This window comes from Kitasatospora sp. NPDC034035 (assembly GCF_055575755.1).
The window spans coordinates 1-23,685 of record NZ_JBVISA010000036.1; the positions used below are offsets into that span (position 1 = coordinate 1).

At 71.8% G+C, this 23,685-nt stretch carries 26 protein-coding genes and 1 pseudogene; 13 read left to right on the plus strand and 14 right to left on the minus strand.

Annotated elements, in window-relative coordinates; all coding sequences use genetic code 11:
• The first annotated feature begins 139 nt into the window (after window positions 1-139).
• Window positions 140-517, plus strand: coding sequence for a nuclear transport factor 2 family protein (locus tag ACZ52J_RS35190; protein ID WP_360506611.1), 378 nt, complete (start codon window positions 140-142; stop codon window positions 515-517).
• A gap of 80 nt (window positions 518-597) precedes the next feature.
• Here the strand turns inward: ACZ52J_RS35190 and ACZ52J_RS35195 are convergent, their stop codons facing one another.
• Complete coding sequence (locus ACZ52J_RS35195; protein ID WP_465624581.1) at window positions 598-1,308, minus strand: helix-turn-helix domain-containing protein; 711 nt, start codon at window positions 1,306-1,308, stop codon at window positions 598-600.
• Window positions 1,309-1,389: 81 nt separating this feature from the next.
• On the opposite strand from ACZ52J_RS35195, the gene ACZ52J_RS35200 reads away from it, so the two are divergent.
• Entirely contained in the window at window positions 1,390-1,719 is a 330-nt protein-coding gene (locus tag ACZ52J_RS35200; protein WP_465624583.1) for a hypothetical protein, read from the plus strand.
• A gap of 82 nt (window positions 1,720-1,801) precedes the next feature.
• Here ACZ52J_RS35200 and ACZ52J_RS35205 read toward each other — a convergent pair whose 3' ends face one another.
• Window positions 1,802-2,170 (minus strand): hypothetical protein, encoded by a 369-nt coding sequence (locus tag ACZ52J_RS35205; RefSeq protein ID WP_360506616.1) that lies wholly within the window; start codon window positions 2,168-2,170, stop codon window positions 1,802-1,804.
• A 97-nt stretch (window positions 2,171-2,267) separates the two neighbouring features.
• Between ACZ52J_RS35205 and ACZ52J_RS35210 the strand changes: the two genes are divergently transcribed.
• Both ACZ52J_RS35210 and ACZ52J_RS35215 read left to right on the plus strand, forming a co-directional pair.
• Entirely contained in the window at window positions 2,268-2,837 is a 570-nt protein-coding gene (locus ACZ52J_RS35210; protein ID WP_465624728.1) for a transposase, read from the plus strand.
• 10 nt (window positions 2,838-2,847) lie between these two features.
• Entirely contained in the window at window positions 2,848-4,062 is a 1,215-nt protein-coding gene (locus ACZ52J_RS35215; protein ID WP_465624585.1) for an alpha/beta hydrolase family protein, read from the plus strand.
• A gap of 28 nt (window positions 4,063-4,090) precedes the next feature.
• On the opposite strand, the gene ACZ52J_RS35220 is transcribed toward ACZ52J_RS35215, so the two are convergent.
• Window positions 4,091-4,300: a hypothetical protein gene (locus ACZ52J_RS35220; protein WP_465624587.1), complete on the minus strand. Its 210-nt coding sequence runs from the start codon at window positions 4,298-4,300 to the stop codon at window positions 4,091-4,093.
• A 412-nt stretch (window positions 4,301-4,712) separates the two neighbouring features.
• Between ACZ52J_RS35220 and ACZ52J_RS35225 the strand changes: the two genes are divergently transcribed.
• Entirely contained in the window at window positions 4,713-6,371 is a 1,659-nt protein-coding gene (locus ACZ52J_RS35225) for an immunity 49 family protein (protein WP_465624589.1), read from the plus strand.
• A gap of 103 nt (window positions 6,372-6,474) precedes the next feature.
• On the opposite strand, the gene ACZ52J_RS35230 is transcribed toward ACZ52J_RS35225, so the two are convergent.
• From ACZ52J_RS35230 to ACZ52J_RS35240, 3 genes are all read right to left on the minus strand, one after another.
• Window positions 6,475-7,149 (minus strand): hypothetical protein, encoded by a 675-nt coding sequence (locus ACZ52J_RS35230; protein ID WP_465624591.1) that lies wholly within the window; start codon window positions 7,147-7,149, stop codon window positions 6,475-6,477.
• A gap of 165 nt (window positions 7,150-7,314) precedes the next feature.
• Window positions 7,315-7,638 carry a hypothetical protein gene (locus ACZ52J_RS35235; RefSeq protein ID WP_465624593.1) on the minus strand — a complete coding sequence of 108 codons (324 nt, stop codon included), beginning with the start codon at window positions 7,636-7,638 and terminating at the stop codon, window positions 7,315-7,317.
• A gap of 257 nt (window positions 7,639-7,895) precedes the next feature.
• Complete coding sequence (locus ACZ52J_RS35240; protein ID WP_465624595.1) at window positions 7,896-8,831, minus strand: LysR family transcriptional regulator; 936 nt, start codon at window positions 8,829-8,831, stop codon at window positions 7,896-7,898.
• A 138-nt stretch (window positions 8,832-8,969) separates the two neighbouring features.
• On the opposite strand from ACZ52J_RS35240, the gene ACZ52J_RS35245 reads away from it, so the two are divergent.
• Complete coding sequence (locus tag ACZ52J_RS35245) at window positions 8,970-10,214, plus strand: MFS transporter (protein WP_465624597.1); 1,245 nt, start codon at window positions 8,970-8,972, stop codon at window positions 10,212-10,214.
• Between the two features lie 146 nt (window positions 10,215-10,360).
• A complete protein-coding gene (locus tag ACZ52J_RS35250; RefSeq protein WP_465624599.1) occupies window positions 10,361-10,969 on the plus strand; it encodes a cysteine hydrolase family protein in 609 nt (202 codons plus the stop codon).
• Window positions 10,970-11,213: 244 nt separating this feature from the next.
• Here ACZ52J_RS35250 and ACZ52J_RS35255 read toward each other — a convergent pair whose 3' ends face one another.
• From ACZ52J_RS35255 to ACZ52J_RS35270, 4 genes are all read right to left on the minus strand, one after another.
• Window positions 11,214-11,648, minus strand: coding sequence for a hypothetical protein (locus ACZ52J_RS35255; RefSeq protein ID WP_465624601.1), 435 nt, complete (start codon window positions 11,646-11,648; stop codon window positions 11,214-11,216).
• A gap of 228 nt (window positions 11,649-11,876) precedes the next feature.
• Window positions 11,877-12,575 carry a VC0807 family protein gene (locus ACZ52J_RS35260; protein WP_465624603.1) on the minus strand — a complete coding sequence of 233 codons (699 nt, stop codon included), beginning with the start codon at window positions 12,573-12,575 and terminating at the stop codon, window positions 11,877-11,879.
• Complete coding sequence (locus ACZ52J_RS35265) at window positions 12,572-12,847, minus strand: hypothetical protein (RefSeq protein WP_465624605.1); 276 nt, start codon at window positions 12,845-12,847, stop codon at window positions 12,572-12,574. The genes ACZ52J_RS35260 and ACZ52J_RS35265 overlap by 4 nt, the downstream gene beginning before the upstream one ends.
• Window positions 12,848-13,045: 198 nt before the next feature.
• Window positions 13,046-14,266: an alpha/beta hydrolase family protein gene (locus ACZ52J_RS35270; RefSeq protein ID WP_465624607.1), complete on the minus strand. Its 1,221-nt coding sequence runs from the start codon at window positions 14,264-14,266 to the stop codon at window positions 13,046-13,048.
• 101 nt (window positions 14,267-14,367) lie between these two features.
• On the opposite strand from ACZ52J_RS35270, the gene ACZ52J_RS35275 reads away from it, so the two are divergent.
• Window positions 14,368-15,015 (plus strand): TetR/AcrR family transcriptional regulator, encoded by a 648-nt coding sequence (locus tag ACZ52J_RS35275; protein ID WP_465624609.1) that lies wholly within the window; start codon window positions 14,368-14,370, stop codon window positions 15,013-15,015.
• A 159-nt stretch (window positions 15,016-15,174) separates the two neighbouring features.
• Here the strand turns inward: ACZ52J_RS35275 and ACZ52J_RS35280 are convergent, their stop codons facing one another.
• Complete coding sequence (locus ACZ52J_RS35280; protein ID WP_465624611.1) at window positions 15,175-15,546, minus strand: nuclear transport factor 2 family protein; 372 nt, start codon at window positions 15,544-15,546, stop codon at window positions 15,175-15,177.
• 129 nt (window positions 15,547-15,675) lie between these two features.
• On the minus strand, window positions 15,676-15,972 hold the full coding sequence (locus ACZ52J_RS35285) for a muconolactone Delta-isomerase family protein (RefSeq protein ID WP_465624613.1): 297 nt from the start codon (window positions 15,970-15,972) through the stop codon (window positions 15,676-15,678).
• A 192-nt stretch (window positions 15,973-16,164) separates the two neighbouring features.
• Here ACZ52J_RS35285 and ACZ52J_RS35290 point away from each other — a divergent pair, with 192 nt between their 5' ends.
• The 3 genes from ACZ52J_RS35290 to ACZ52J_RS35300 all read left to right on the plus strand — a co-directional run bounded on the left by ACZ52J_RS35290 (window position 16,165) and on the right by ACZ52J_RS35300 (window position 19,568).
• A complete protein-coding gene (locus ACZ52J_RS35290) occupies window positions 16,165-16,569 on the plus strand; it encodes a hypothetical protein (protein WP_465624615.1) in 405 nt (134 codons plus the stop codon).
• Window positions 16,570-16,704: 135 nt separating this feature from the next.
• Complete coding sequence (locus ACZ52J_RS35295; RefSeq protein ID WP_465624617.1) at window positions 16,705-18,357, plus strand: hypothetical protein; 1,653 nt, start codon at window positions 16,705-16,707, stop codon at window positions 18,355-18,357.
• Between the two features lie 392 nt (window positions 18,358-18,749).
• Window positions 18,750-19,568: a hypothetical protein gene (locus tag ACZ52J_RS35300; RefSeq protein WP_465624619.1), complete on the plus strand. Its 819-nt coding sequence runs from the start codon at window positions 18,750-18,752 to the stop codon at window positions 19,566-19,568.
• A 230-nt stretch (window positions 19,569-19,798) separates the two neighbouring features.
• On the opposite strand, the gene ACZ52J_RS35305 is transcribed toward ACZ52J_RS35300, so the two are convergent.
• Complete coding sequence (locus ACZ52J_RS35305) at window positions 19,799-20,326, minus strand: PH domain-containing protein (RefSeq protein ID WP_465624621.1); 528 nt, start codon at window positions 20,324-20,326, stop codon at window positions 19,799-19,801.
• Window positions 20,327-20,653: 327 nt separating this feature from the next.
• A complete protein-coding gene (locus tag ACZ52J_RS35310) occupies window positions 20,654-21,898 on the minus strand; it encodes a L,D-transpeptidase (protein WP_465624623.1) in 1,245 nt (414 codons plus the stop codon).
• Between the two features lie 316 nt (window positions 21,899-22,214).
• On the opposite strand from ACZ52J_RS35310, the pseudogene ACZ52J_RS35315 reads away from it, so the two are divergent.
• Together ACZ52J_RS35315 and ACZ52J_RS35320 are read left to right on the plus strand one after the other, a co-directional pair.
• A pseudogene (locus ACZ52J_RS35315) lies at window positions 22,215-22,430 on the plus strand (helix-turn-helix domain-containing protein); the annotation flags it as partial.
• Window positions 22,431-22,769: 339 nt separating this feature from the next.
• The gene (locus tag ACZ52J_RS35320) at window positions 22,770-23,606 is read left to right on the plus strand and encodes a hypothetical protein (RefSeq protein ID WP_465624736.1); all 837 of its coding nucleotides are present in this window, start codon (window positions 22,770-22,772) and stop codon (window positions 23,604-23,606) included.
• Window positions 23,607-23,685 lie beyond the last annotated feature (79 nt).

Below are 23,685 nucleotides of genomic sequence, written 5' to 3' on the forward strand. Positions count from 1 at the left end.
AGTTCTCACGCCGCGTGATGTGCACGTCGTAGCCCATAGCGAGCCAGAGTAGACCGCGAGACCGACATGATCGCGAAGTCACACTGGAGTACTAGCCCGTGGGGTCGAGCGCACGCAAAACGGCTGGTATTACTGGGGCATGCAGGAAGAGACCGCACGCTCCGCGATCGACACGTTCATCTCCGCGTTCAACGCCACGGAGGACAGCTATGTGACTGCCCTGCTCTCCCAGGCCCTGACCTCAGACGTGGTCTTCTGGGGACCGTTGGGCCGCAGCGAAGGAATCGCGGCGGTCGAGCGGTTCGTGCTGGACATCCGGCGCCACCCGGCGGGGCCCGGCACGATGGTGCGCTGCTCAGCGGTGGACATGCCTGACGAATGGGCCCGGTACCAGTGGGTCTTCACCACGCCTGATGGAGGCCCCCGCCTGGCGGGAACGGACGTCGTCCATCTGCGACGGAGCCTCATCGACCAGTTCATCGTCTTCGCGGGGGAGATCGGGCCGTCCGCCTCCTGAGTCATCCTTCTGTCGCTGTCCTACTCCTGAACTTGCCCTGCGGTGTTGAGGGGGCGTCGGCCCCAGCGGATGCCCGCGGGTCAGCGCGGAGAAGACGAGTTCGACCTGGTTGAGCCAGGAGGCATGTGGCGGGGTCCAGCGGACGTGCCAGCGCGGGTGAGCGGCGAGCCAGGTGCTTGGCGGTGTGTGTGGGCGTTGTCGAGGATCACGTGGATGTCCTTGTCGCGGGGCATGAGCCGGTCGAGCCGGCCAAGGAAGGCGGTGAAGGTCGCGGCGTCGTTGCGCTGGATGGTGTCGGTCAGGGTCTGCCCGGTGGAGACGTCGAGCGCGGCGACGATCGAGGCGGTGCCGTGGCGGGTGAGCCAGCCGCGGACCTTGTGCGGTTTCAGGTCCAAGTCAGCCAGGATCCGGCCGACTTGGGAGGAGGAGATCGGCGCGAACACCGTGTCCGCGACCTGGTCGGCGATCGCCGCGTGGGTCCAGGTCGCGGCGGGGCCGATCGGGATGCCGGTGGCCGCGGCGACCACCGCGACGCGTACCAGGTCGTCGTAGCGGCGCGGCCGCCCCGAGCGTGCGGCGTCTTTCAAGCCCTCCAGCCCACGCTCGGTGAACCGGCCACGCCACTTGCGGACCGTGTTCACGCTCACCGCCAGTCGGCGGGCGATCCCCGCGTTGCCCGCCCCGTCGGCTGCAGCCAGCACGATCCGGGCCCGGAGTACCTGTCTGACCTGCGCCTTCGCTGACGACGCGATCCGCTGCAGCACGCCGCGCGTCTCTTCGTCCACGACCACGGCCGCCGCGTCCCGCCCCGAACCCTCCGCCATGAACAGTGATCATGGCGGAGGGGTGGGCCGGGACGGCAGGATGGCGCCGTGCCGAAGAACCCGCCAGAGTCCATGCAGCACCACCTGCGCCAGCGGCTGAACACCCGCGCCGCCGAGCGCTGGCCGCAGCTGGCCCGGGTCCACGTCCGCTTTCGCGCAGGATTCGCCTACGTGGAAGGTGAGTTGAGGAACGGCGAACGCCTGCCGCTATGTCTCCTCCGCTTCGCCGGAGTCCTGCACACCTGGGGCTTCGCGCTCTACCCCGCCAGCCAAGGCGGCTACGAGGACAACGTGCTCCCCAGCGGCCTACCCGTCGGCGCCCCCGAAGAATGCCTGAACTGCGCCTGCGGCCTCTACCTCGACAGCCCGGCGGCCTGACCGCTCCACGAACTTGCACGGAGCAGCACTAGATCAACAAGCAGAGGGGCAGGGCGGCTGGGCCGCAGCCGGAGTCGCCGGATCAGGAGACGCGCTTCAGCTGCCAGGCGTTGTCGTTGAAGCTCGGGTTCGACCAGGCGACGCAGCTGCTGCTGTAGTACGAGCCGGTCTGGACCCAGCCCGCGGGCGGGTAGGTGGTGCCGCAGGCCTGGACCACGGTGCCGACGGGAAGTCCGGTGAGCTGCTTTATCTGCTTGATGTTCGGGCTGAAGCTCTGCGTACCGCAACTGCTGCTGTAACCCCAACTCACGTCGACGTAGCCGGTCGGAGTGAGCGTGCTTCCGCACACGGTCGTGACGTCGCCCGGGGCGGCCTGGGCGGGCGCCGCGGTCAGGGCGAACATGGCAGCGGTGCCGGCGATGGCCATACAGGTGGTGCGGAGGCGAATCATGGGTGATGGCTCCTTCGATCGGGGGTGGCCCGTCAGGCCGTGGAGCCATTCCTATGGTCTGATCACCGGTTTCGGATAGCGACTTTCAGGCCTAAAGATCCACCGTGCAGATCTCCTCTTCCGCCGGCACGGCACCGCCTCGATCGTCGCCGCCCTCGACGTGCGGGCCGGCGAGGTGCTCACCGACCCCATCGCCCGCAACAACGCGGCCACCTTCACCGCCTTCCTCGACCGACTCAACGCGGTGATCGCCTCTGACAAGGAGATCCACGTGGTGCTCGACAACGGCTCCTCACACACCGCCAAACACGCCAAGGCATGGTTCGCCTCCCATCCGCGCTGGCACGTCCCCTGGGCGCCGGCGCACGCCTCCTGGCTCAACCAAGTCGAGCTGTTCTTCTCCGCGCTGACCCGCCGCGTGCTCCGCCACGGAGACTTCGCCAACCGCGACGACCTGATCGACACGATGGACACCTACGTCCGCGGGCACAACAAGGCCGCTCGTCGTAGGCCAGGACGAAGGTGGCGCTCGACGAGGTCGGCGAAGGGAACCCCGCGCCGCACGACATACTCCCGGCGGATTACTCCGGTACCTCGCGGGGGCTACGAACGACATCAGAGTGTTTGCATCCACCGGCCGACGCGACAGAGGAGCTGCGGAACCTAGCGTCGATCCCATGAAACGCAATCGCCGTATCAGCGCTGTCGCGGCGCTGGCGCTCGCCGCCCTCGTCACCGGAACCGGCGCCGGGTTCGCCGCCACGACCACACCGTCGGCCACACCGGTGGCCACGCACGCGTTCGACACCGCACCGGCCACGGCCACGGCCACGGCCACCGCGCCCACGCGGTCCTTCCAAGGCACGCTCCCCGCGCCGACCGGCCCCTACGCCGCCGGCGAGGACGTCATCCACCTCACCGACGCGAACCGTCCCGACCCGTGGGTGCCGTCATCCGGCCCCCGCCAACTGACCGTCACGATGGTCTACCCGGCCGTCCCCGGGACCGGGACGCCGGCCCCTTACATGACCCTCGCCGAGGCAGCCGGACACATCCAGCGCGCGAAGATACCGGCGAGCTCCGGCGTCACCCCGCAGACCCTTGCCGGCGTCACCACTCACGCCTTCGACGGCGCGCGGCCGCAGAGGGGCAAGTATCCGCTGGTGGTCCTCTCACCCGGGTTCGGGGACCCGCGCATGGTGCTCACCGCGCTCGCGACCGACCTGGCCAGTCACGGCTACGTCGTCGCGCTCGTCGGCCACACCCACGAGGACAGCGGCGAGACGCTGGCGAACGGCCAGACGCCGCCGTGCGCGATCTGCGATGACCCGAACCTCGACATGGACACGGTCACCGCCAGCCGCGCGCTGGACGTGTCCTTCGTGATCGAGCAGTTGACGCATGGCAATACCGCGTGGCGCCTGGCACACCTCATCGACAAGCACGAGATCGGCATGGCCGGACACTCCATCGGCGGAGCGTCGGCCGCCGCCACGATGATCGCCGACCCGCGAGTACGGGCCGGGGTGAACATGGACGGCACCTTTTTCCCGGCCCCGTTGCCCGGCCGGATCAACCGGCCGTTCCTCATGCTGGGTGCGGCCGCCTACCACTCGGCCGGCGGTGGCGACAACTGGGGGCAGGCCTGGGCCGCCCTAGGCGGCTACAAGAAGTGGCTGGCGGTCACCGGCGCCAACCACCCCAGCTTCACCGACGCGGACCTGCTCGAGGAGCAGGCCGGGTTCCCGACGCCGCCCCTCGACCCCGAACGTGGAATCGTGATCACGCGTGAGTACGTGACGGCGTTCTTCGACCAGACGCTGAAGGGGATCCGCAGTCCGCTGCTGGACGGCCCCTCGCCGAACAATCCGGAAGTACTCTTCCAGCACTAGTGCAGCGCCGCGTTGATCCTTCGGGGGTTCAAGCGGCTTTGAGTGGCCTGCCATCGTAGGTCCAGCGGTAGGGCTTGGCGTCGTGTTCGTCGTAGGCCAAGACGAAGGTGGCGATGGCCGCGGCCAGTTCGTCGCGGGAGGCGAACTGGCCGCGGCGTAGTAGACGTCGGGTCAGGGTGGAGAAGAACAGCTCGACTTGGTCGAGCCGGCTGGCGTGTTCGGGGGACGGTGTCCACATGCCGCCCGGCCGCGCGGGCCGTGGCGGCGTTCGACCTTCCCTCGGCCAGTGCCAGGACCACCGAAGCCCGCTGCACCTGCCCGAACGGCGCGGTGCGCGAGTCTGCCAGGCGTTCAAGCACCTCACGCTCGGCCTGGGTCAGTTCGATCGTGAACGCTGTAACTGTGCAGGCTCAAGGACACCGGCCACCCCGAGATGTGGGGCTTCGCTCTGTTCACCTACGGCAACGAATGCTACGAGGACAACATCCTGCCCACGGGCCTGTCCTTCGGGAGCCCCGAAGACGCCCTCGACTGCGCCGTCGGCCTCTCTACCCCGGCGACCCCGCCAGCTGACCGGCAACCCCCGAAGGATCAACGCGGCGCTGCACTAGGCTGGCCGGGGTCAAGTCGATGATCAAGGGGGCAGGACCGTGCGGATCGAACGTCACCAGGTGGACGGGGCGCGGGTGACGAAGGCCCGCGAGGACTTCGTGAACCGGATCGGGAGGCAGGTCCACTCCTACTCCCGCGCCGGCCTGATGACCACCACCGAGTGGCAGCTGATCGCCGACTCCTTCCTCGACTACCTCGGCGCCCTCTCCACCACTCGGCCCGACCTCGACACCCCCGAGGCCGAGGCCGTCCTCAAGGACGCCACCGAGGCCGCGGTCGGCGCCGTCTCCTTCGCCGCCTACTACCCGCACGACGGCTTCCACGTCTTCCTCGACTACCCCAACTTCGGGATGCGCTACGACCGCGAGGACGGGCAGGACCGCGACCCCCGCCACCGGGTCACCGCCCGGGAGTGGCTCGACGCCTTCTGCCTCGCGATCGTCTCCGACAAGGTCTCCGCCCACGGCGAGGCCTTCTGCTGGGCCCGGCAGTTGATGCCCGACGAGCCGGTCACGCCCACCCTGGAGCTGGTCGACGGCTTCTCGGCCCACTTCTTCGAGGAGGTCGACCTCCCCACCCCCGCCGAGCCGCAGCCCGGCCTGCGCGCTCTGCGCGCCCTCGTCGACGGGGACCGCGAGGCCTTCGACGCCGCTCTGCTCGCCCTCCTCCAGGACGGCCCGCACGGCACCGGACCGGCCGGCCTCCTGCCGCTGGTCCCGATCGCCCTCGCCGCCCTCGCGTACCGCACCTACGGCTGGACGCCGGCGGTCGACACCGACTACCTCCCCCACGCCCTGGTCACCGGCTTCGAGACCCCAGGCCCGCGCGTCCACGGCCTCGGCCGCGACCCACGTCCCGACGCCGTCGCCCACCTCGCCGCCGGACCCGTCGACCTCGACCGGCCGAGCCCGGCCCGCCCCCTCAGCCCGGACAGCGAGGCCCGGTTCGAGCGGCGCACCCTGGAGGCCGTCACGCCCAAGGACGGCGAGCCGCTGGACGCGTGGGAGCTCACGCGCGCCCTGCGCTACCAGAGCTACCTCCTCGCGGCGCGCGCCTCGCAGTCCTGCGACGCCACCGACGCCCAGCTCGACAACCTGCGGCTCGCCTCCCGGCTGGGGGCCGCCGTGTTCCGGGTCGCCCTCGCCGAGCCGGGTACCGAGGCCGAGGTGACGATCGACGGCCGGAGCCTGCGCTTCCCCGCCTGCCGGGACACGGACTTCGGCCCGGCCTTCTGGGAGACGGCCCTCTCCTACGCCCTGATCACCGGCGACTCGGAGGACCTCGAGCCGCTCGTCCTGGCCGGCCCCACGATCGCCGCCGAGGACCGCTCCCCGTTCGCCTCCTACCGCACCGCCCTGCACGACCACCTCCGCGGCGCCGACCCGCGGCCGGCCACCGAGCGGGCCCTGAAGGAGGTGGAACGCACCAGGGACCAGGGCTTCCTCCCGCCCCCGGTCGTCCTCTTCTCCCAGCTCGTCGAGGGCGACGAGACCACCTTCAACCTGGCCCTGCTGGACGCCCTGGAAGCCCACCGCGACCACTACTGCGTCGCCGACCGCGCCACCGACACCGACGCCGCACTCAGCCTCGACATCCTCGCCCTCGCCTGCCACGCCCGCCGCAGCCGCGGCTGGACCGTCCACGTCCGCTCGCCCTACCTCCCGCCCCGCCTGCTCGAAGCGGCCGGGCGCGCCTGACGCGCAGGCCGGTCCCGGCAAGCGCACCGCCGCCGTCGCCGGCGTCGCCGCTGGCACCGCGAAGGCCCCCCGCGCCACCACCGGGGGACCCGCCTGCCTGGAGCTACCGGGTCTTCGGCTTCTCGTAGTACGTGGCGGTGAGGGTCCAGGCGATGAGGGGGCCGTGTGCCTCTCGCACCTGTTCCAGGGTCAGGCCGTCCGGGTCGGCCGAGACTTGCCGGCGCAGCATGTGCCGGTCCTTCCGGGGCAGTCCCCACGCGGTCATCAGACGGTCGCCCGGAATGTCCCAGTCCACCGTGACGTGGTCCCGCCCGTCGAGGGTGGAGTGCGGGCCGGGGCTGTCGGGCTCCGGCTTGGGAGCGAGGCAGTCCGCGTACTGCAGCCGGGGCGGCAGGCGCTCGATCAGCTCGGGAATCGCCCGTTCCACGGGTGCCGACGGCGCGAAGTAGGCGACGATCTGCAGGTGCCCCGTCATTGCGGGCCCGACCAGGGAGTGGCCGGGGAGGAGGTCGACCCGTGAGGCCCGCCAGCAGTCGTCGATCGTCTGACTGAAGACGGGCCGCAGCCCGTACGTCCGCGCGATCGCCGCCAGCCGCGCCCGCAGCTGCTCCTCGGCGTCCTCGCAGGCCTGCCGGACAGGCTTGGAGCGGGCGAGCCGCCGCAGCCGCCAGGTGGCGGGCACGCCGGAGCGGAACGTTTGCAGAGCGACGATCGCGATGACGCCGACGCCGCCCAGGAACTGCTTCACCTTCGCCGTCCTGCGGCGCCCCTGGCTCATCCGCCCATGCTCGCCCAACTGTCCGGCCCCGCACCTGAGTACGCGTACTCAGATACGCGACGCCGTCCGTCCGCCGTCAGGGGGCGCCGGCACCGCTGCGCCCGCTTTCGGCCTCCACCCGGCCGGTCCCGTCAGCTCGCTTGGCCGGAGGCCGCACGCCTCGACTCAGGTGAAGGCGAGGACGAGCACGACGGCCGCCAGCAGGAGGACAACCGTCAACACCGGCGCACCGGGGCGCCCGCCGGGTTCGGAGGTGACGGCGATCCACGAGACGAGGGGGACCGCCAGCGAGAGGACGACCGCCAACCACCCCACGGTGCCCATGGGAACCCCGGCGACCTCGGCTCCCCAGACGGTCGTGAACATCACCGCCAGCCAGGCCGTCGCGGTCAACACCGCCCACGCCGCGCGCGCGGTCCACCGCTCGACCCGGTCGGCCGCGCGGAAGTTGGTGCGGGTCATCGTCAGGATCCGGGTCAAGTTCGCCATCGGAGCATCCTGTCGAACAACACCGCCGGGTACCAGGGCCGGACGCGCATCGCCCGACGCGCGTCGCCGAAGGCGGTTGCCGTTGCCCGACTCCCGATGCCCGACTCCTGCTTCCCGACTCCCGCTTCCCGGTCCGACCACCGATCCCCGCCGCCGTCCGCGCGAGCTCACTTCCCGTCGAGGGCCGCCTCCGGCCTCAACGCCTTTGTCAGTGGCCGAAGGTGGTCGGCGAGCAGCCCGGGCGGGTCCACTCGGCGTCAGACCGGCGGAATCACCCAGTCCGGCGCCCAGCTCCCGGCGTCGTGGCCGGCCGCTGTGGCGGCGAGGTGGGTGCGGAGGGTGGTCAGCGCCGGGTGGGGGTTGTCGCGGTGCCACAGGAGCGAGTGCGGGTAGACGGGTGTCGGGTCGGTCACCGGGATGCGGCGCAGGCCGTGGCCGGCGGGCCAGACGAGGCGGGTGTGCTCGCTCATGAAGGTGGCCAGGGCCGGGGTGTCGGCGATGGTGTCGAGGAGCGCGTCGGAGCCGAAGTTGGGGCCGGTCGCCTCGATGGTGAGGCCGAACGCGGCGACGAGGTCGTCGTAGTAGGCGGCCCACTCGCTGCCGGGGAGGATGCCGGGCATCCAGATCCGGTGTCCGGCGAGCTGGGCGAGTGTCACGGACTGGGCGGCGGCCAGCGCGTGGGCGGGGCCGGTGAGGAGCTGGAGCGGTTCGTCGAGCACCCGGACGGACTCGATGTCCTCGGGAAGGGGCCGGCCGGGCGCGGCGACGGCGCGGAAGGACGCGTCGATCGCACCGGACCGGATGGAGGAGACAGCCGTCTCGATGTCGAGCAGCATCAGCACGTCGAGGTCGATCTCGGGGTGCGCGTGGTGGAAGCCGCGCATCAGGCCCGAGGCCGCGCCGCGCGAGTTGATCACGTCGACGCGCAGTGGGCGGCGGCCGGCGCGCACGGACGCGACCGCGCGCTCGGCGGCGCGCAGCAGCTCGCGCGCGTGGGGCAGGAACGCCTGCCCGTCGATGGTGAGCTCGGCGCCGCGCGGCGTGCGGGTGAACAGCCGCACGCCGAGCTCGCGCTCCAGCGCCGCGATGCGCTTGGAGACGGCCTGCTGGGTGATCGACAGGTCGGCGGCGGCTTTCTGGAACTGGCCGGCTTCTGCGATGGCGGCGAAGGTGCGTACGGCTTCGAGGTCCATGCCGACCCACCTTAGTGAACAACGGATGGTTGTGGAGAGACGGCAGGGCAGTTGTTTGACCTGTGCTTGTGTGGCTCGCTTAGCTCTCACCGGTCAACGTCGGTTTGTTCGAGTGGGTCGTCGAGGGGTGCGCTGGGCATGATGGGCAGGAGAGCGTTGGGCCGGCAGTTCGGCTGGCTGTGGGCGGCGTACGCGGTGAGCGCGTACGGGTCCGGGCTGGGGTTCGGGGCACTGCCACTGGTCGCCGTGCTGGTGTTGCACGCCGGCCCCGCCGAGGTGTCCGCACTGTCCGCGGTGGGGCCTGCGGTGGGCGCGCTGATCGCGGTGCCGCTCGCGCCGTGGGTGGAGTTCCGGCGCAAGCGCCCGGTCATGATCGCGATGGACCTGACCCGGTTCGCGGCCATGGCGACGATCCCGGTCGCCTACGCCTTCGACCGGCTCGGTTTCGTCCAACTGCTCGTGGTGTCGGCCGTGGTCGCCGCAGCCAAGATCGCGTTCAACGCGGCCAGTGGCGCCTACCTCAAGGCCCTGGTCCGGCCGGAGGACCTGCTCGTGGCCAACGCGCGGTTCGAGTCCACGAACTGGAGTTCCATCGCGGTCGGGCCACCGCTGGGCGGGGCGGCGATCGGCCTGTTCGGGCCGGTCACCACCGTGGTGGCCGACGCGCTCAGCTACCTGCTCTCGGCGCTGGGCATCACCGCGATCCGCGGCCGGGAGGAAGCGCCGCAGGCAAGCGGCAAGAGCCCGGTCCGGGCGGGCGCACTGCTCGACGGCTGGCGGCACATCATGGGCGATCCCGGTCTGCGGGCGCTCTACCTGAACAACATGCTCGTCTCCGGCCTGATCATGGCCACCGAGCCGTTGCTCGCGGTGCTCCTCCTGGGCCGGCTCGGCTTCCCGCCCTGGCAGTATGCCCTCGCCTTCGCCGCCCCCTGCCTCGGCGGACTCGTCGGCTCCCGGCTGGCGCAGCGGGTCGTGGCCCGCTACGGACGGCACCGGGTCTTCCGGGTCATCGGGACCCTGCGCGCAGTCTGGCTGATCGGCCTGGTCTTCGTCCGTCCCGGCGTCGTCGGCCTCGTCACCGTGATGGCCGTCGAGCTGGCGATCATCATCAACATGAGCCTGTACACCCCGGTGCTCGCCACCTACCGGCTCGAACGCACGCCCGGACACCTCGTCGCCCGCACCCTGACGGCCTGGTCGATCGGCCAGCAGGCGTCCATCGCCGTCTGCACAGCGCTCGGCGGGCTGCTCGCCGACGTCACCGGCCCACGCACCGCCCTCGCGGCCGCGGGACTGCTCATCCTGGCCACCCCGCTCCTGCTACCCCGCCGCGACCAGACGCCGCAGCACGAGCCGGAAGCGTCCCTCAGCCGCACATGACACACCGCGACAACCCGACACCCAGGCCCGCGGCCGCATCAGGCCACATCCGGTACGCCAGGCCGCAGCTGGACCGCCTGTGCGTGTCCGGGCGGACCGGGCCGACCGCGCCGACCGGGCACACCGCCAGCCAGGAGGACACCCGCATGAGCACCGCCCCCGCCGCGCCCGCACTCGACCCCGCGCACACCGCTCTCCTCGTCCTGGACTGCCAGCCCGCGGTCCTGGCCGCCCTCCCCGAAGACCGGGACCGCGAGGCCCTGCTCGGCCGCCTGGCAGGGGCCATCGCCGACGTCCGGGCGATGGGCGGCACCATCGCCTACGTACGCGTCGGCTTCACCGAGGCCGACTGGGACGCGATCCCGGCCGTCAACAAGTCCTTCGGCCCGCTGGCCCGGCACCGTGCCCTGCACCACGAGGACCCCGCCACCGCCGTCCACCAGCGCCTGGTTCCCCAGGACGGCGACATCAGCGTGCGCAAGACCCGCTACGGCGGCATGTCCACCACCGACCTCGACCGGCAGCTGCGCGAACGCGGCATCACCACTCTGGTCCTCTCCGGCATCAGCACCAGCGGCGCCGTCCTGTCCACCGTCATCGACGCGGCCGACCGTGACTACCAGCTCTACGTCCTGTCCGACGGCGTCGCCGACCCGGACCCCGAGGCGCACCACGCCCTGCTCCGTCACGTCCTCCCCGCACGGGCCCGCCTCATCGACACCGCCGAACTGCCCACCCTGCGCCGGGCCGACTGACCCGAACCACGCACCGGGCCCACCCACGGCCGCCGCACGCGCACCCGGTGCGGCGGCCGCGGCGCCGGCCCGGCAGCAGCCCGGAGCTCTCACCCGCTGCCACGCTCGCCGCCCGGGTCACGGCACGCCCGGGTCACGGCACGCCCGGCCGGTACGTCCGGCACGGCACTGCCGGTAAGGATCGCCGGCGCCGCTTCCGCGCCAGGCCCCGGGCGTCTGCCGGGGTTGCCCGTCGCAGGGCGTGCTACCGGTCAGCCGCTTCCAGCACCTGCGTGACCAGGGAGACGTCGGCCTTGGGTATCACGATCACGTGCTGCTCGTCGCTCGCCGCCAGGTCGAAGCGGGCCATCTTCGGGTGCGGGGTCTTCTGCTCTGACGGCGACAGACGGAACGGACCCCGGAGGACGACGTTCTCGCGGGTGCGCTGGTTGCGCCAGGTCACCGTGCCGGCCGCGAGGTGGAGGTGGCCGGACGACGCGTGCGGGATGGTGCGTCCCTTGCCGACCGACAGCATCTTGACCGTGCCCAGCGTCGGGCTCGAGCAGAACACCTGCAAGGTGGTGCCCGCTCGAAGGTCGGCAAGGTCCTTCTCCGTGCTCAGCCGCCGGATGCCGAACATCGAAAGCAGGGTGTCGGAGAGCGTTCTGGTTCCCGCTGAGCGGCGGATGTCGGTCGTCACGGCGCAGATCATCCCAGGAACAGCCGGAAGGCTCGTGACCAGGGGGTCTCCGAGGAGAGCGGTGCACCTGGATGTACGGCAACCGCGGGTGGAACCGCCGACCTGTCCACCGGCCAGGACGCGCGGCGCCCGGCGACGCGGACCCTGCCCGGCGGCTCGGTGCCCGGCGCCCCGGCGAGGCACGCGGTTGGTTCCGCCGCCTGGTCTTCGTGGCCCCGCGTCGGTCGCTCAGGTGCCCGGCGAGCGCGTGGTCGTGCCGGCGGTCAGCCGCCAGAGCCCGGCCACTTCGTAGTAGATGCCGTTCACCACCTGCAACAGCACCAGGGTGACCGGCCAGAGCAGCGCGCCGAGGCCGGGCACCAGGTCCACCGGCAGGGTGTAGGCCATCACGACCCGTGCGGCGGCGTCGAGCAGCATCGCCACGCCCCAGATCGCGGTCGAGACCCGCCAGATCCGCCGGAAGGCCGGCTCGCGGTCCCACAGCACGTCCCAGGAGGTGCCGTCGGAGCGGAACCGCCCCTCCAGCAGGGGTCGGCCGCCGTGGAAGAGCAGCGGGCGCCTGGCCCTGATCGAGATCAGGAACCAGAGCCCGGCGACGCCGGTCAGCCAACCGTCCTTGGCCAGCAGGAACCGGGGGCTGCCGCTGACCAGTGCGGCTGCGACGCCCAGCAGCATGGTCCCGGCGATGAATCCCGCCATGCCCTCCAGGCTGCGGGTGCGCAGCCACTGCACCGCTGTGGTGAGCGCCGGCAGGAAGGCGCCCGCCAGCAGCGCGACGAAGACGCTGACGCCGGCGGCGCGCAGGCCGTAGTACACCGCGATCGGGACCGCGATGTCCCACACGAGACCGAGCAGCAGGCGTCGCCCGCTCGGCCGCGGCGGCGGCGCCTCGGGGGTCGTCACCGCCGGCACACCGGGCGTGGTCATGGTGTCCTTCGGGTCGCGAGAAGGGCCGGGGTGGTGATCTCACGGACGCGGTCGTCCACGCTCAGGTGGGGCGGCTGCGTCATCCGCACGATGGCGGCGTCGATCGCGGACTTCAGGGGGAGTGCCGTCAGGGTGGTGTCGAACTCCCGGAATTCCTCGAAGGCAGTCCGTCCGTACCCGCTCTCGGCCAGGACCCGGACGGTGGCCGCGATGGTCTGGCCGCGCCGCCCGGTCGAGCTGGGCGATCGCCGCCCGCCTCGTGTTACCTGCACGGGTGACTTCTTCCTTGGCGGGACAACGGCCAAACCCGAGGCCGTTTCCGGCTGTTCACGGGCCCTGCGCCGGCCCCGCACCGCGACGGTCCCGCTGCCCGCGCCCGCCGTCTCCTGCTCACCGACGGCACGCGGGGGCGTCGCGGGCAGGGTCTCGTCGCGGGCAGGGCTCCGTCGCGGTGTCGGGTCGTCAGCTCTTCAGGCGGTCGCCTTGAGGGCGTCGTCGAGCCAGTCGTAGATGCGGGCCTGGGTCAGGCGCATGGCGCCGGGGTGGCAGTGGGCGCCGGCGCCTTCCTCGGCGGTGAAGACCATCAGGGTCTTGGGGCAGGTGAGGTGGTCGTAGAGCTGTTCGGGCTGGCCCTTGAAGAACATGTCGTCTTCGGCGTCGCAGACGAGGGTGGGGCACTGGATCCGTTCGGCGATGCCGCCGGCAAGGGTGTAGTCGAGGTAGGAGGCGTTGAAGGCCCGGGGGGTGTCGACACCCATGACGTACATGCCGTGGTTGAACGCCCAGCGGGCGATCGGGTCCTTGGTCATGATCTGCTCGAGGGCGGCGTCGAGTTCGGGAGCGGACTGTGCACGCAGGAGCCGCTCGGCCTCCTCGCGGGTGCCGGGGATGTTGCGGACGGAGGTCTGGCCGAGGTCGTAGAGGCCGTCGACGGCTATCAGCGCGGCCAGGCGGTGCTCGAACGCCGCGGCCCTGGGGGCGAGGACGCCGCCCATGCTGAGGCCGAGGAGCGCGATACGGCTGTTGTCGACGTCCGGGAGGGTCTCGGCGAAATCCACGACGGGGGTGATGACGTTCTCCCAGTCGGGGCGGAAGACCAGACCCTCGTGGTGGCGCGGCCCGGGCATGCCGGGGCCGTCGAAGACCAGCACGGTGTAGCCGCGCTCGACACCGGCCATCGCCCCGAAGAAGTGCATCTCCTCGGCGGTGCCGTCGAAGCCGTTGTGCATGATCAGCGTCGGCCGCGGTGTCCCGGAGTCGTCGACCCGGTACAGGTAGCCCGGCAGGGTGGTGTCCTCGTACGGGATGGCGACCGGCTCGATGACCGGGGTGAACAGCGGCGCCGCCGCCCGGAAGCAGGCCACGCTGCGGTCGTAGGCGTGGTCGTGGCGGGGGTCGCAGGGGTGGCCGTGCAGGAAGAACTCGGCCGACCGGTAGTAGTTCGACGCCCGCAGGAACCCGTCCCGGGCACTCACCCGGTGACCGGCCGCCAGCGCCTTCTCGGCCTCGCCGGCCACCCGGTCGGCGGTGGCCAGCCACTCGGTGTACCAGCTGGTGTAGTCGCCCTCGGTGATCCGCTCACCGGTCGAGACGACCTCGCCGAAGTCCGCGCCGCCGTAGGCGATGTGGCTCATCGACCGCAGGGTCTCGTACCAGAACTGGATGTTGTTCGGGAACAGCAGCTGCTTCATCGCGCACTCTCCTTCATCGGCAAGCACAGATGTGTGCTTGCGAGTGAGACTGTAGACCCTTCGGGTCCTCAGAAGCAAATATTTGTGCTTACGATGGGGGTATGACCCAGAAAGAAGCGTCCGCCCGAGTCCGCAGGAGCCCCGAACAGGTCCGCGCGGCCGTCCACCAGGCGGTCGTCGACCTGCTCTCCGACCCGGAGGGCGAGGAGATCAACATCCCCGCGATCGCGCAACGCGCCGGCGTCAACCACACCAGCGTCTACCGGCGCTGGGGCAGCCTCGACGCACTCCTGGCCGACATGGTCACCACCCGCCTCGAACGCGACTCACCGCTGAACGACACCGGCACCCTGCGCGGCGACCTCCTCGCCTGGGCCGAAGCCACCGTCGCGAGCATGCGCACACCCGAAGGCCGCGCCCTCGTGCGCGCCGTCGTCCTGTCCATGCCGAACAGCGCCCACGCCAAGGCCGAGCGTGCGCAGCACTTCCAGCGCCGGATGCACTCCATCGAGCAGATCCGCCGACGGGCCACGGCCCGAGGCGAGAACCCACCGACCCTGGAACAGATCCTCGACCAGCTCATCGCGCCGTTCTACATCCGGGTGATCTTCGGCATCGACCCGCCGGCCGGCGGCTACCCCGAGCTCCTCGTCGACAGACTGCTCGGTAACGGAAGTGCGCCCTGCTCAGGCAGTGCGTCCACGGCGAACCAGGGCCGTATCGGGTGGCGAGGCCCCGCCGTTCCTTGATCTTGTTGATGCAGCGTTCCACGGTGTTGCGGTCGAGGTCCGCGTCGTGGGAGAGGGGGCGGCCGCCCTTGCTGCCCTTCCTCCTGCGGTTCGCGGCCCGGTCGGTCTTCTCCGGGATCACGGCCGTGATCCGACGTCGGCGCAGGTGGGTCGCGGACCTCAGTCGATGCGGGAGACCTGGTAGTGGCTGATGTACCAGTCGTCGTGCGCGCGCTGTACCAGCACGCTGAGATTGACGCCCAGTGTCGGCCGGTCGGTGAACGAGAAGTCGACACTCAGGTAACCGAGCACGAGGTCGTCGGCGAGCTGCCTGGTTTCGAGAATGCGATATGCGGCCGTCATCCCGAGGGGCTGGGAATCGTAGTAGTCGGCGACGCCCTGCCGGCCGACGCTGTACGGGTGCAGTCCCTGGAAGATCGCGTCCTGGGTGAAGCGGGAGGCGACCAGCTGCGGTTCGTGCGCGTCGACGGCCGCCTTCCACTGGTCGAGGACGCCGCGCAGGATCGCTTCGGCTTCTGTCGTGCCGTTCATCGGGATTCTCCTCGGGTGCGATCGGGGATCAGAGCTGCCAGGGCCCGCAGATGTGCACGCTCGAGGCTCCCGAACGTCTGGGTGCGACACCGCCCGGCTGCCCACCACCGATCCGCGCAACCGGGACCGCTACTCCTGGAGCCCGGGGTCACTCGGGTGCGGGGACAGCGCAGTTACCGTGTCGTGCCGCCACGCTCGCAGCGGCATCGACGCAAGCACCTGCTCCAAGTGCTCCGCGTCGTCCGCGCTGAACAGGCCCCAGGTGCGCCATTCGCCGGGGGCGAGCGGCGGACGCCACAGCCGCAGCAGGCTTCCCTGAGCGGCCAGTTCCCGCGCCCGTGCCGCCTCTCTGGCTCGGATCTCCGCCACGGCCTCCTCGGAAGTGCCCTCCGGCACACTGGTCACCATGTCGACCAGGAACTCCATGGGTGGCTCTCCTTATGACGTCGTGCCCGACACTGGACGACACTAACGTCGGCCCGGCGTGGCGGTGATCATGTGCGGGCGCGGCGCGCCGAGAGGCACCGGACGTCCGGCCGGCCGCGAGGCCGCCTCGGCCCGGACGCCGTCTAGAATCTGGCCCCACGGCCGAAGAGGGGCGCGACCACGGGGGGCGGCGTGACGGAGTCCGCAGGTTTCGGGTGTGCGGCGTGCTGTGCCGAGGACGCCTCGGTGGCGCGGGCGCACCACCAGAGTTACACCGGGGTCCGGGTCGAGAAGATGATCCAGGACGACTCGCACTTCATCGTCTCCGTCCAGCGCTGTGGCCTCTGTGCGCAGGCCTTCGTGAGCGTCTTCACCGAGTACGTCGACTGGGTCGCCTCGCGGGACGCGCAGTACCGGACCGTGCTGCCGATCACGGACGCCGAGGCGGGCGATCTGACGGCTGGGCGGTTGAGCCCGTACCGGGTCGGGGCCCTCGGGCGCGGTCGCCGCCACCTGCAGAGCGACTGGCCGAGCGAGGCCGACGAGCCGTCCGTGTACTGGGACAGCGGCGTGTTCGAGGTGCGGGAGGGGTACTGACCCGGCCGGCTCCGCGCGCCGCCCCCGCCCCCACCGAGGACGGAGCGGCGGTCCGGCCGTCGGACTATCGTGTCGGTCCAGGCGGCGGTCGTCTCGCGCGGTGCGAGGAGCAGTCGCCGGCGAGGGGGATCGCGCATGCCGAAGGGGCTGGCCCAGTTGGGCCCAGCGCTCTACGTGACGAGGGCTGGGGACCAGCGCCTGGGCCCGGCTCCGCCGAGCAGCGGCGACCGGGGCCTGCTGCGCAGCGGGTCCGTTCCCTGCCTGCTGACGGTCCTGCGGGTGGCGGCGCACCAGGAAGCGGACAGGGGCGCCGGCATGGGCCTGGCGGTGGCGCTGGTGCGTGCCGGTCATCTCGCCCGGGCGGTCGAGCTGGTTCGGACGGGCGCGGGCCGGTCCGGTCCGGAGAAGGACCTCGTCCGTCTGGTGCGGACGGCGGGCGAGGCCGGAGACCTGGACGGTGCGCGGGCGCTCGCCGAGTCGTTGACCGACCGCTCGCTGCGGGACTGCGCCCTGGTCGCCCACATCCCGGCGGTGGCGCGCGCCGGTGAACGCGGGCGCGCCGTCGGCCTGGTGGAGACGGTCCGCTATCCGCACAACTGGCCGCGGGCGTGGGCCGGGTTGGCGAAGGCGGTGGCCGACAGCGGCGACTTCCCCGCGGCGCTCGGGTACGCCGCCAGAGCCGCCGAGTGCGCGGGCGGCGCGGAGATGGGGCGGGTGCTCGTCACGGGCATGGAGATCGCACTCGCCGCCGGGGACCGCGTCCTGGCCGGCACGTTCGCCGACCGCGTGGAGGACCTCGTGCGGTGCGAGAGCCGCAATGGTGTCGGACAGCGCTCGTTCCTCGTCGCGGTGCTGGCTTTGGAGGCCTGTAGCGGTGACCTGGACCGGCTCGACGCCGTGCTGCGCAGCCTGGTCCGTGCCGCCGCCGCGAAGGCTGCCGAGGCGGCGGCTGCCGAGGCAGCGGCGGCAGGGTCGCCGGAGAGCGACGCCGACTCGGATGCCCTGTGTCTCACGATCCTCGCCCGGCCCCGCCCGCCCTTCGACGCCCGGATCGTGCCCGAGCTGCTGGAGGCGGTCGCCGAGACCGCCGACCGGGAGGTGGCCCTCGCCTTGGCGGGCCGGGCCGAGGCACTGCTCCGCTCCGACGCGGGCCTCGACAGCCTCGGGCTGCGGGAGGCCGTGACCTTGCTGCTGGCCCGGCACGGGCAGGTCGAGCGGGCCATGGCGATCGCCGACCGGATCGTCGAGCCCGATCTGCGCGCGGCGCGCAAGGCCGAGATCGTCGAGGTGCTGGCCTGGTCCGGGGACACGGACCAGGCCGAGGACCTCGCCCGCGCCTTCGCGGACCGCTGGGCGCGGAGCCGGGCCTTGATGGCCGTCGTCGGCGAGCTGGCCCGGCGCGGCGAGACGGCCCGGGCCGAGGCCCTCGTCCCCGCGATCCCCGACCGCTGGGGGCGGGACGAGGCGCTCATCGACGTCGTCGGCGCGTTGGCCCGCCAGGGCGAGCCGGAGCGGGCCGAGGACGTCGCCCACACGATCCGCCACGGCCGGACGCGGGCCCGTGCACTGGCCGCTCTGGTGGAGGTGTCGGAGCCCGCCCGCGCCCGCAGGCTGGCCGCCCGGGCCGTGTTCCTCGGCGGCTGGGCGATGGTCCTCGAAGACCTGGAGGAGATCGCCCCCGGCGGGGCACTGGCCATTGCCGCCGAGCTGATGGCCCGGCAGGAGGCCCGCACCCCCACCACGCACGAGGCGCGACGACGAGGACGGCTCCCGGCCCGGCGGCCGTGACGCGAGGCTGAGAACGGCGCGGGAGCGCACGAGCCGGACCGACTCCCGTGAGGGAGCGGGCCTGCTTCGCTGCCCTCGGACGCGACCCGGCGGCGATGCCGTGGGCGTCGATGCGGATTCTCGACCGCGTGTTCCGTGGTGTCAGCGACCGGTGCGATGCCGCAGGGAGAAGGGGGAGCTCGTGAACGGTGGGGGAGACCGGGTCCGTGCTGGGGGTCTCCCCGGGTCTGTTGCCCCCGCCGGCTGTCCTGCTGCTCGCTGCTCCCGTGGGTGGCCGGCCTGCCGGCTTCGCGTCCGGGCCGGGGCGGCGTCAGGTGTGTATGCCGGCAACAGGATTGACCGGGGGGCCGCCACACCATATTTTGAACGCGTTCAATCTTATGGAGGGGGGCATGGACATGCTTCAGCACGTCGGGCCTGGGGCGGCTGCGGAAGGCGCAGGACCGGTCGGGGGAGCATCCGCCGCGTCCCCGGCGACGATGCGCGCCGGTGGCGGCAGCGGCGGCAGCGGGCGGCGTCGGCCGCAGCCGGGCGTGAGGAGCCAGCCGGACAGGAGGAGGCGGCGCGGTCTCTGCTACGCCACCGTCCACTCCTTCACCGTCGCCCTGCTCGTCCTGCTGCCCGCGGCCTACCTGACCGTGTTCGAGCTGTCCGACGGCTACCCCGGCGCAGACCCGGCGATGTACCTCCTGCTCGTGCTGCCGCTCCTACTCCTCCCGTTCGCCATCGGTACCCGTACCTCGGCCGGCCACCGGCGGGCAGCCCTGCGCTGGTTCGGGCGCGCCGTGGCGTACTACGTCGCCTGCTTCCTGGCCCCGCTCGTCCTGCTCCTCGCACTGGCCTCGCTGGCCTTCACCGCGGCCCTCGGCGGCACCTGGACGTCGGAGTCACTGCTGCTGGAGGGGCTCGAATACATCAGCCTGGCCGCCCTGCTGTTCGGCGGCTCCGTCGTCGTCGCGCTGTTCATGGTGGCGCCATGGGCGGCGCGAGGCCTGGACGCCCGCCCCGTCCTCGCCGTCCTCGCCAACGTCATGCCGACTCTCGTGGTCATGATCGGCGCCATTCCCGCCGTGATCGTCATCGCCGTCCACCTGGTCTTCACCTACCGGGTGATGCCTGCCGCCACCCTGTGGCGGCGCTCCCACCCGGGCGCGAGAGCCGCAGGGCAGCGGCAGGCAGACTCCGCCCCCCACCAGCGGCGGTACCGGTGACCGGCCCTGACGGGCCGTCCTGACCGACCGTCCTGACGGACCGCCCCGCGGGTGGTGAGGGGTCGGAGCATGCGAGCGTCGGCGGACGTCGGCGCGTGGTCCTCCGCGCTGATCCTGGAGGAATCGGCCGAGCCGTTCACGTTCGTCGTCGATGCCGGCGGTGTGAGGAGCCGTTGTCGTACCGACCACGCTGAGCACGAGTTCGAGTGTGACGGTGGGGTCGGGCCGAACTACTCGGTCGTGGCACCGGGTTGGGCTGCGGCCCACGCGGCCCGCAGCTCCGAGAGGCGCGACCGGATTTCCGGGTCGTCGGCGCTCGATGCGACCAGGCCTGGCAGGACGACCGGCCGCCCCTTGTGCCGGCGCACCTCGAGGAGGCAGTGATCGATGCCCCGGTTGACCTCCGGTGAGAACCCGAACGACCGCACCTGCGGCCAGGGGACCACACGTGTCCTCAGCAGGGTCCGCGTGGTGAGGCCCGTGGTACTCACCGTGGTACTGCCGCAGAGGGGGCCCACGAAGGAGGCGGCGATGACGTAGGCGACGATCAGGCCGGCCGTGAAGAGTGCGATCATCGTAGGATCCCGGCCCTTGGCCGCTGCGGCGAGGACGAAGGCAAGGGCGCAGGCCAGAGCGGTCGGGAAGAGGACCAAGGTCCTCCGGCCCGTCCGCCGGAACCGGATCGGCGCCTTGAAGTAGCGCTGCCCGTCGCGCCGATCGCTCATGGATCCCCCGCTCGCTGTGCCGCCGACCGTCATTGTCCTGGAGGTCCTGGGCGCAAGCCAAACTTCTGACACGGCCGACTTCCCCGGTCGCCCCTGCGGGCATGACCGGTTCGGACGAAGAGCGGGATGGGGTTGAGGTCCGCGCGACCCTCGCCAGGTGCGCGCCCTGGAGCGCCAGCACCTCCCGCTCGGAGAGCAGGTAGGTGGCCTCGCCCGCGACCACCCCGGCGTGCAGGTGGCGCTTGAATCCGATGAACCGTGTCACGCCGCGACGACTCCGGTGTCGGCGGGCCGGTCGAGGTTCTCGACGACGAGGACCGGCTGCTCGGCGGCGGCGGACGGCTCCTCGGCGGGCGGGTGCTACCAGTTGGCCCAGAGGAGGTTCCAGCCGCCGAGGCCGTTGTCGGGGGCGACGGTCTTCTCCTTGGTGTTCACGACCGTGACGACGTCGCCGATCAGCGAGCTGTTGAAGAACGACCCCGCGGGGGAGGTGTCGCTGCCGCCCTCCACGTCCTTGAGCGCGACGCAGCCGTGGCTGGTGTTGGCCGTGCCGAACGGATCGCCCTTGTACCAGTAGTTCCCGTGGAGGTAGGTGCCGCTCCTCGTCAGCCGCATCGCGTGCGGGACGTCAGGGATGTTGTACTCATTGCCCAGGCCGACGGTCTGGGAGTTCATGTGGGTGACGTTCTCCTTGGACATGATGACCATGGTTCCGCCCCAGGAGGGGTACTGCTCGTCGCCGAGGGTGGCGGGCACGGTGGTGGACTTGCCGTCCCGCTTGATCGTCATCAGGTGCGTGGCGGCGTCCGCGGTGGAGACCTGGGAGCGGCCGATGGTGAACGGTTCGTCCTTGTCGATGTCGCCCCAGACGCCGGGGGCGACTTCGACGTTCTTCAGCCGGTAGTGGATGGTGACCTTGGTGTTCGGCTTCCAGTACTCCGCCGGGCGGAAGTCGATCCGGTTGTCGCCGAACCAGTGGCCCTTCACCTCGGTGCCGTTGTCCGTCTCGAAGGTGATGCCCTTGGCGACGGCGTCCTTGTTCACGATCTTGCTGCTGAAGTCCACCTTGACGATCATGCCCACGCCGTAGGTCTGGCCGTCGGCGATGTTGTCGTTGGTGGACACCTGCTTGCCGGGCGAGACGGTGGTGAAGGCACTGGTGGCCGCGGAGACCAGACCGTCGGCGTCCTTCGCCTGGGCGTTGACCGTGTACGTCGTGCCGGGGGCGAGCGCGGCGGCGGGCTTCCAGCCGGTGCCGTCCGGGGTGATCGAGCCCTGGACGGGCTTGCCGTCCTTGTCGGTCACGTCGACGGCGGTGAGCTTGCCGTGGGAGACGGACACCTGGAGCGCGGTCGGTGCCACTCCCTGGGCCCCGTCCTTCGGCTCCATGTCCAGCACCGCGGTCGACGTCCTCGGCGTCGTCGGGGCAGCCGCCGCGGCCGCCCCGCCGGGGGTGCCGGAGGCGGCGGCGTCAGTGCCCTTGCCCTGGCCGTCGCCGCAGGCCGCGGACATCAGCAGGACCCCGCCCATCGCCAGTGCCACCGCACCGCGGTGGAATCGGTCGTTGGTGCGTATCGCGGCCCGGGCCGCTCGAACAGTGCTCACAGTTGCTCCCTCTCGGTGTTCGACGTCAGCTTGTGCGCCCGTTCGTCCCAGCCGCAACGGTGGGCCGGCGATCAGGGACGCGGGGACGCCTTTACCCGGTTTGAGCTGGGAGGACGTAACCTTCCTGGGACGCGCTCGCGGGGCGCTGGGACGGCACGGCCGGTGCCGGCGGCGGTCTCGGGGGAACCGTGGGACGGTCTGCGGCGTGCTTGTCTGCCGGAGCTCACGTCGGCCCGCGTCCCGGTGATCCGGCTGTCGGCGACGACCGGAGCCGGGGGCGCGATCACCGGGAGGTTCACGCGCGGGTGGAGGATCAGTGTCAGAGGGGATCGGGGAGTTGAGGGAGTCGGACGAGGTTGCGCGGCTGCTTCAGGAGCTGAAGAGCCGGTCGGGGCTCAGTTACGGCGCGCTGGCGAAGCGGCTGCACGTGAGCACGTCGGCCCTGCACCGCTACTGCAACGGCGATGTGATGCCGGTGGAGTTCGCCCCGCTGGAGCGCCTCGCGCGGCTGTGCCGGGCGACACCGGAGGAGCGCACCGAGCTCTATCGGCTGTGGGTCACCGCCCACGCGGCACGGGGGAACCGGCAGGCGTCCGCACCCGCCCCCGCGGCGAAGGCTCCGTCAGCGGCTGCGCTGACTGCGACGGCTGCGGTGGCTGCGACGGCTGAGGGGGGTTCTGCGGCTCCCGGGCCTGCGGCACCGGAGACCCCTGCGGAACCGGAACCGGAGGCGGAAGCGGCGCCGGAACCGGAGGCGGTACCGGAACCGCGACCGGCCGCGGGAGGCGCCGCGGAGGACGGGACGGCCGCCCCGACGCGCACCCCCGCCGTTCCGCCGCAGCGGCGAGTGCGCCGGGGTGTACTCGCCGCCGTGACGGCTGCCGCGGTGCTCGCCACCATCGGGGCCGTCGCCACCGGTCTCAAGAGCCACACGGGCGGTGACCCCGCCTCGGCTCCCGCCCCGGCGGCGCACGCCGGGCCGTCCGCCGGGCCGTCCGCCGGGCCGTCCGCCGGATCGTCGGCCCCGCTCCCGACCCCCGGCGCCACGCCGGTCGCCGCCGGCGCGACCCCGTCGGGGCCGACCGGCGCCGCCGACCAGAGTGCGAGTGCCCCGATCACCGTCGCGGTCCGCCCGTCCCGCTGGGACGCCGAGTGCAACCGGTACCTCGTCGACCGCCCGCCGTCGCAAGTCCCCCGGCCGCCTGCGGTGGTGGACGTCCCCGCCTGGGTCTCCAAGGTCGGGGCGGTCCCCGGCCACTACCAGTCCATCGAGCTCACGGTGCAGGGCACCGGCAGCGAGACCGTGGTGCTGACCGCGCTCAACGTCCGCATCGCCCGGATCGCGGCCCCGCTGGCCTGGAACGCCTACTCCATGGCCGACGGCTGCGGCGGCGGAGTCGGCGTCCACTCGTTCGACCTCGACCTGGACGCGGCCCGCCCCCGTCCGGTCGTGAGCGAGGGCAGAACCGGCCTGCCGGTCAAGGTGAGCGAGCGGGACCCGGAGGTCATCGAGGTCAGTGCCGAGACCACCTCCCACGACGTCAGCTGGTACCTGGAACTGGAGTGGTCCAGCGGCAACCGCAAGGGCACGCTGCCCATCGGCCTCGGCGACGGCACGCCGTTCCGCACCAGCGCGGTCAAGGGTCGGCCGCTGTACAGCTACCCGATCGGCGGGAAGGCCTGGGAGCCGAGCCCCTTCCAGAAGTGACGACCGCGCGGGGACCGATGCTTTTCGACGTGCGCCGGTCGATATCGCGGACAGGCGCAGTCGGGCGCCGACGCCGCAA

Excerpts from the sequence above, each read along its gene's own strand:
- ACZ52J_RS35190 (WP_360506611.1), top strand. The coding sequence starts at position 140 with ATGCAGGAAGAGACCGCACGCTCCGCGATCGACACGTTCATCTCCGCG.
- ACZ52J_RS35205 (WP_360506616.1), bottom strand. The coding sequence starts at position 2,170 with ATGATTCGCCTCCGCACCACCTGTATGGCCATCGCCGGCACCGCTGCC.
- ACZ52J_RS35215 (WP_465624585.1), top strand. The coding sequence starts at position 2,848 with ATGAAACGCAATCGCCGTATCAGCGCTGTCGCGGCGCTGGCGCTCGCC.
- ACZ52J_RS35220 (WP_465624587.1), bottom strand. The coding sequence starts at position 4,300 with ATGTGGACACCGTCCCCCGAACACGCCAGCCGGCTCGACCAAGTCGAG.
- ACZ52J_RS35230 (WP_465624591.1), bottom strand. The coding sequence starts at position 7,149 with ATGAGCCAGGGGCGCCGCAGGACGGCGAAGGTGAAGCAGTTCCTGGGC.
- ACZ52J_RS35235 (WP_465624593.1), bottom strand. The coding sequence starts at position 7,638 with ATGGCGAACTTGACCCGGATCCTGACGATGACCCGCACCAACTTCCGC.
- ACZ52J_RS35240 (WP_465624595.1), bottom strand. The coding sequence starts at position 8,831 with ATGGACCTCGAAGCCGTACGCACCTTCGCCGCCATCGCAGAAGCCGGC.
- ACZ52J_RS35245 (WP_465624597.1), top strand. The coding sequence starts at position 8,970 with ATGATGGGCAGGAGAGCGTTGGGCCGGCAGTTCGGCTGGCTGTGGGCG.
- ACZ52J_RS35250 (WP_465624599.1), top strand. The coding sequence starts at position 10,361 with ATGAGCACCGCCCCCGCCGCGCCCGCACTCGACCCCGCGCACACCGCT.
- ACZ52J_RS35260 (WP_465624603.1), bottom strand. The coding sequence starts at position 12,575 with ATGACCACGCCCGGTGTGCCGGCGGTGACGACCCCCGAGGCGCCGCCG.
- ACZ52J_RS35270 (WP_465624607.1), bottom strand. The coding sequence starts at position 14,266 with ATGAAGCAGCTGCTGTTCCCGAACAACATCCAGTTCTGGTACGAGACC.
- ACZ52J_RS35275 (WP_465624609.1), top strand. The coding sequence starts at position 14,368 with ATGACCCAGAAAGAAGCGTCCGCCCGAGTCCGCAGGAGCCCCGAACAG.
- ACZ52J_RS35280 (WP_465624611.1), bottom strand. The coding sequence starts at position 15,546 with ATGAACGGCACGACAGAAGCCGAAGCGATCCTGCGCGGCGTCCTCGAC.
- ACZ52J_RS35285 (WP_465624613.1), bottom strand. The coding sequence starts at position 15,972 with ATGGAGTTCCTGGTCGACATGGTGACCAGTGTGCCGGAGGGCACTTCC.
- ACZ52J_RS35295 (WP_465624617.1), top strand. The coding sequence starts at position 16,705 with ATGCCGAAGGGGCTGGCCCAGTTGGGCCCAGCGCTCTACGTGACGAGG.
- ACZ52J_RS35300 (WP_465624619.1), top strand. The coding sequence starts at position 18,750 with ATGGACATGCTTCAGCACGTCGGGCCTGGGGCGGCTGCGGAAGGCGCA.
- ACZ52J_RS35305 (WP_465624621.1), bottom strand. The coding sequence starts at position 20,326 with ATGACGGTCGGCGGCACAGCGAGCGGGGGATCCATGAGCGATCGGCGC.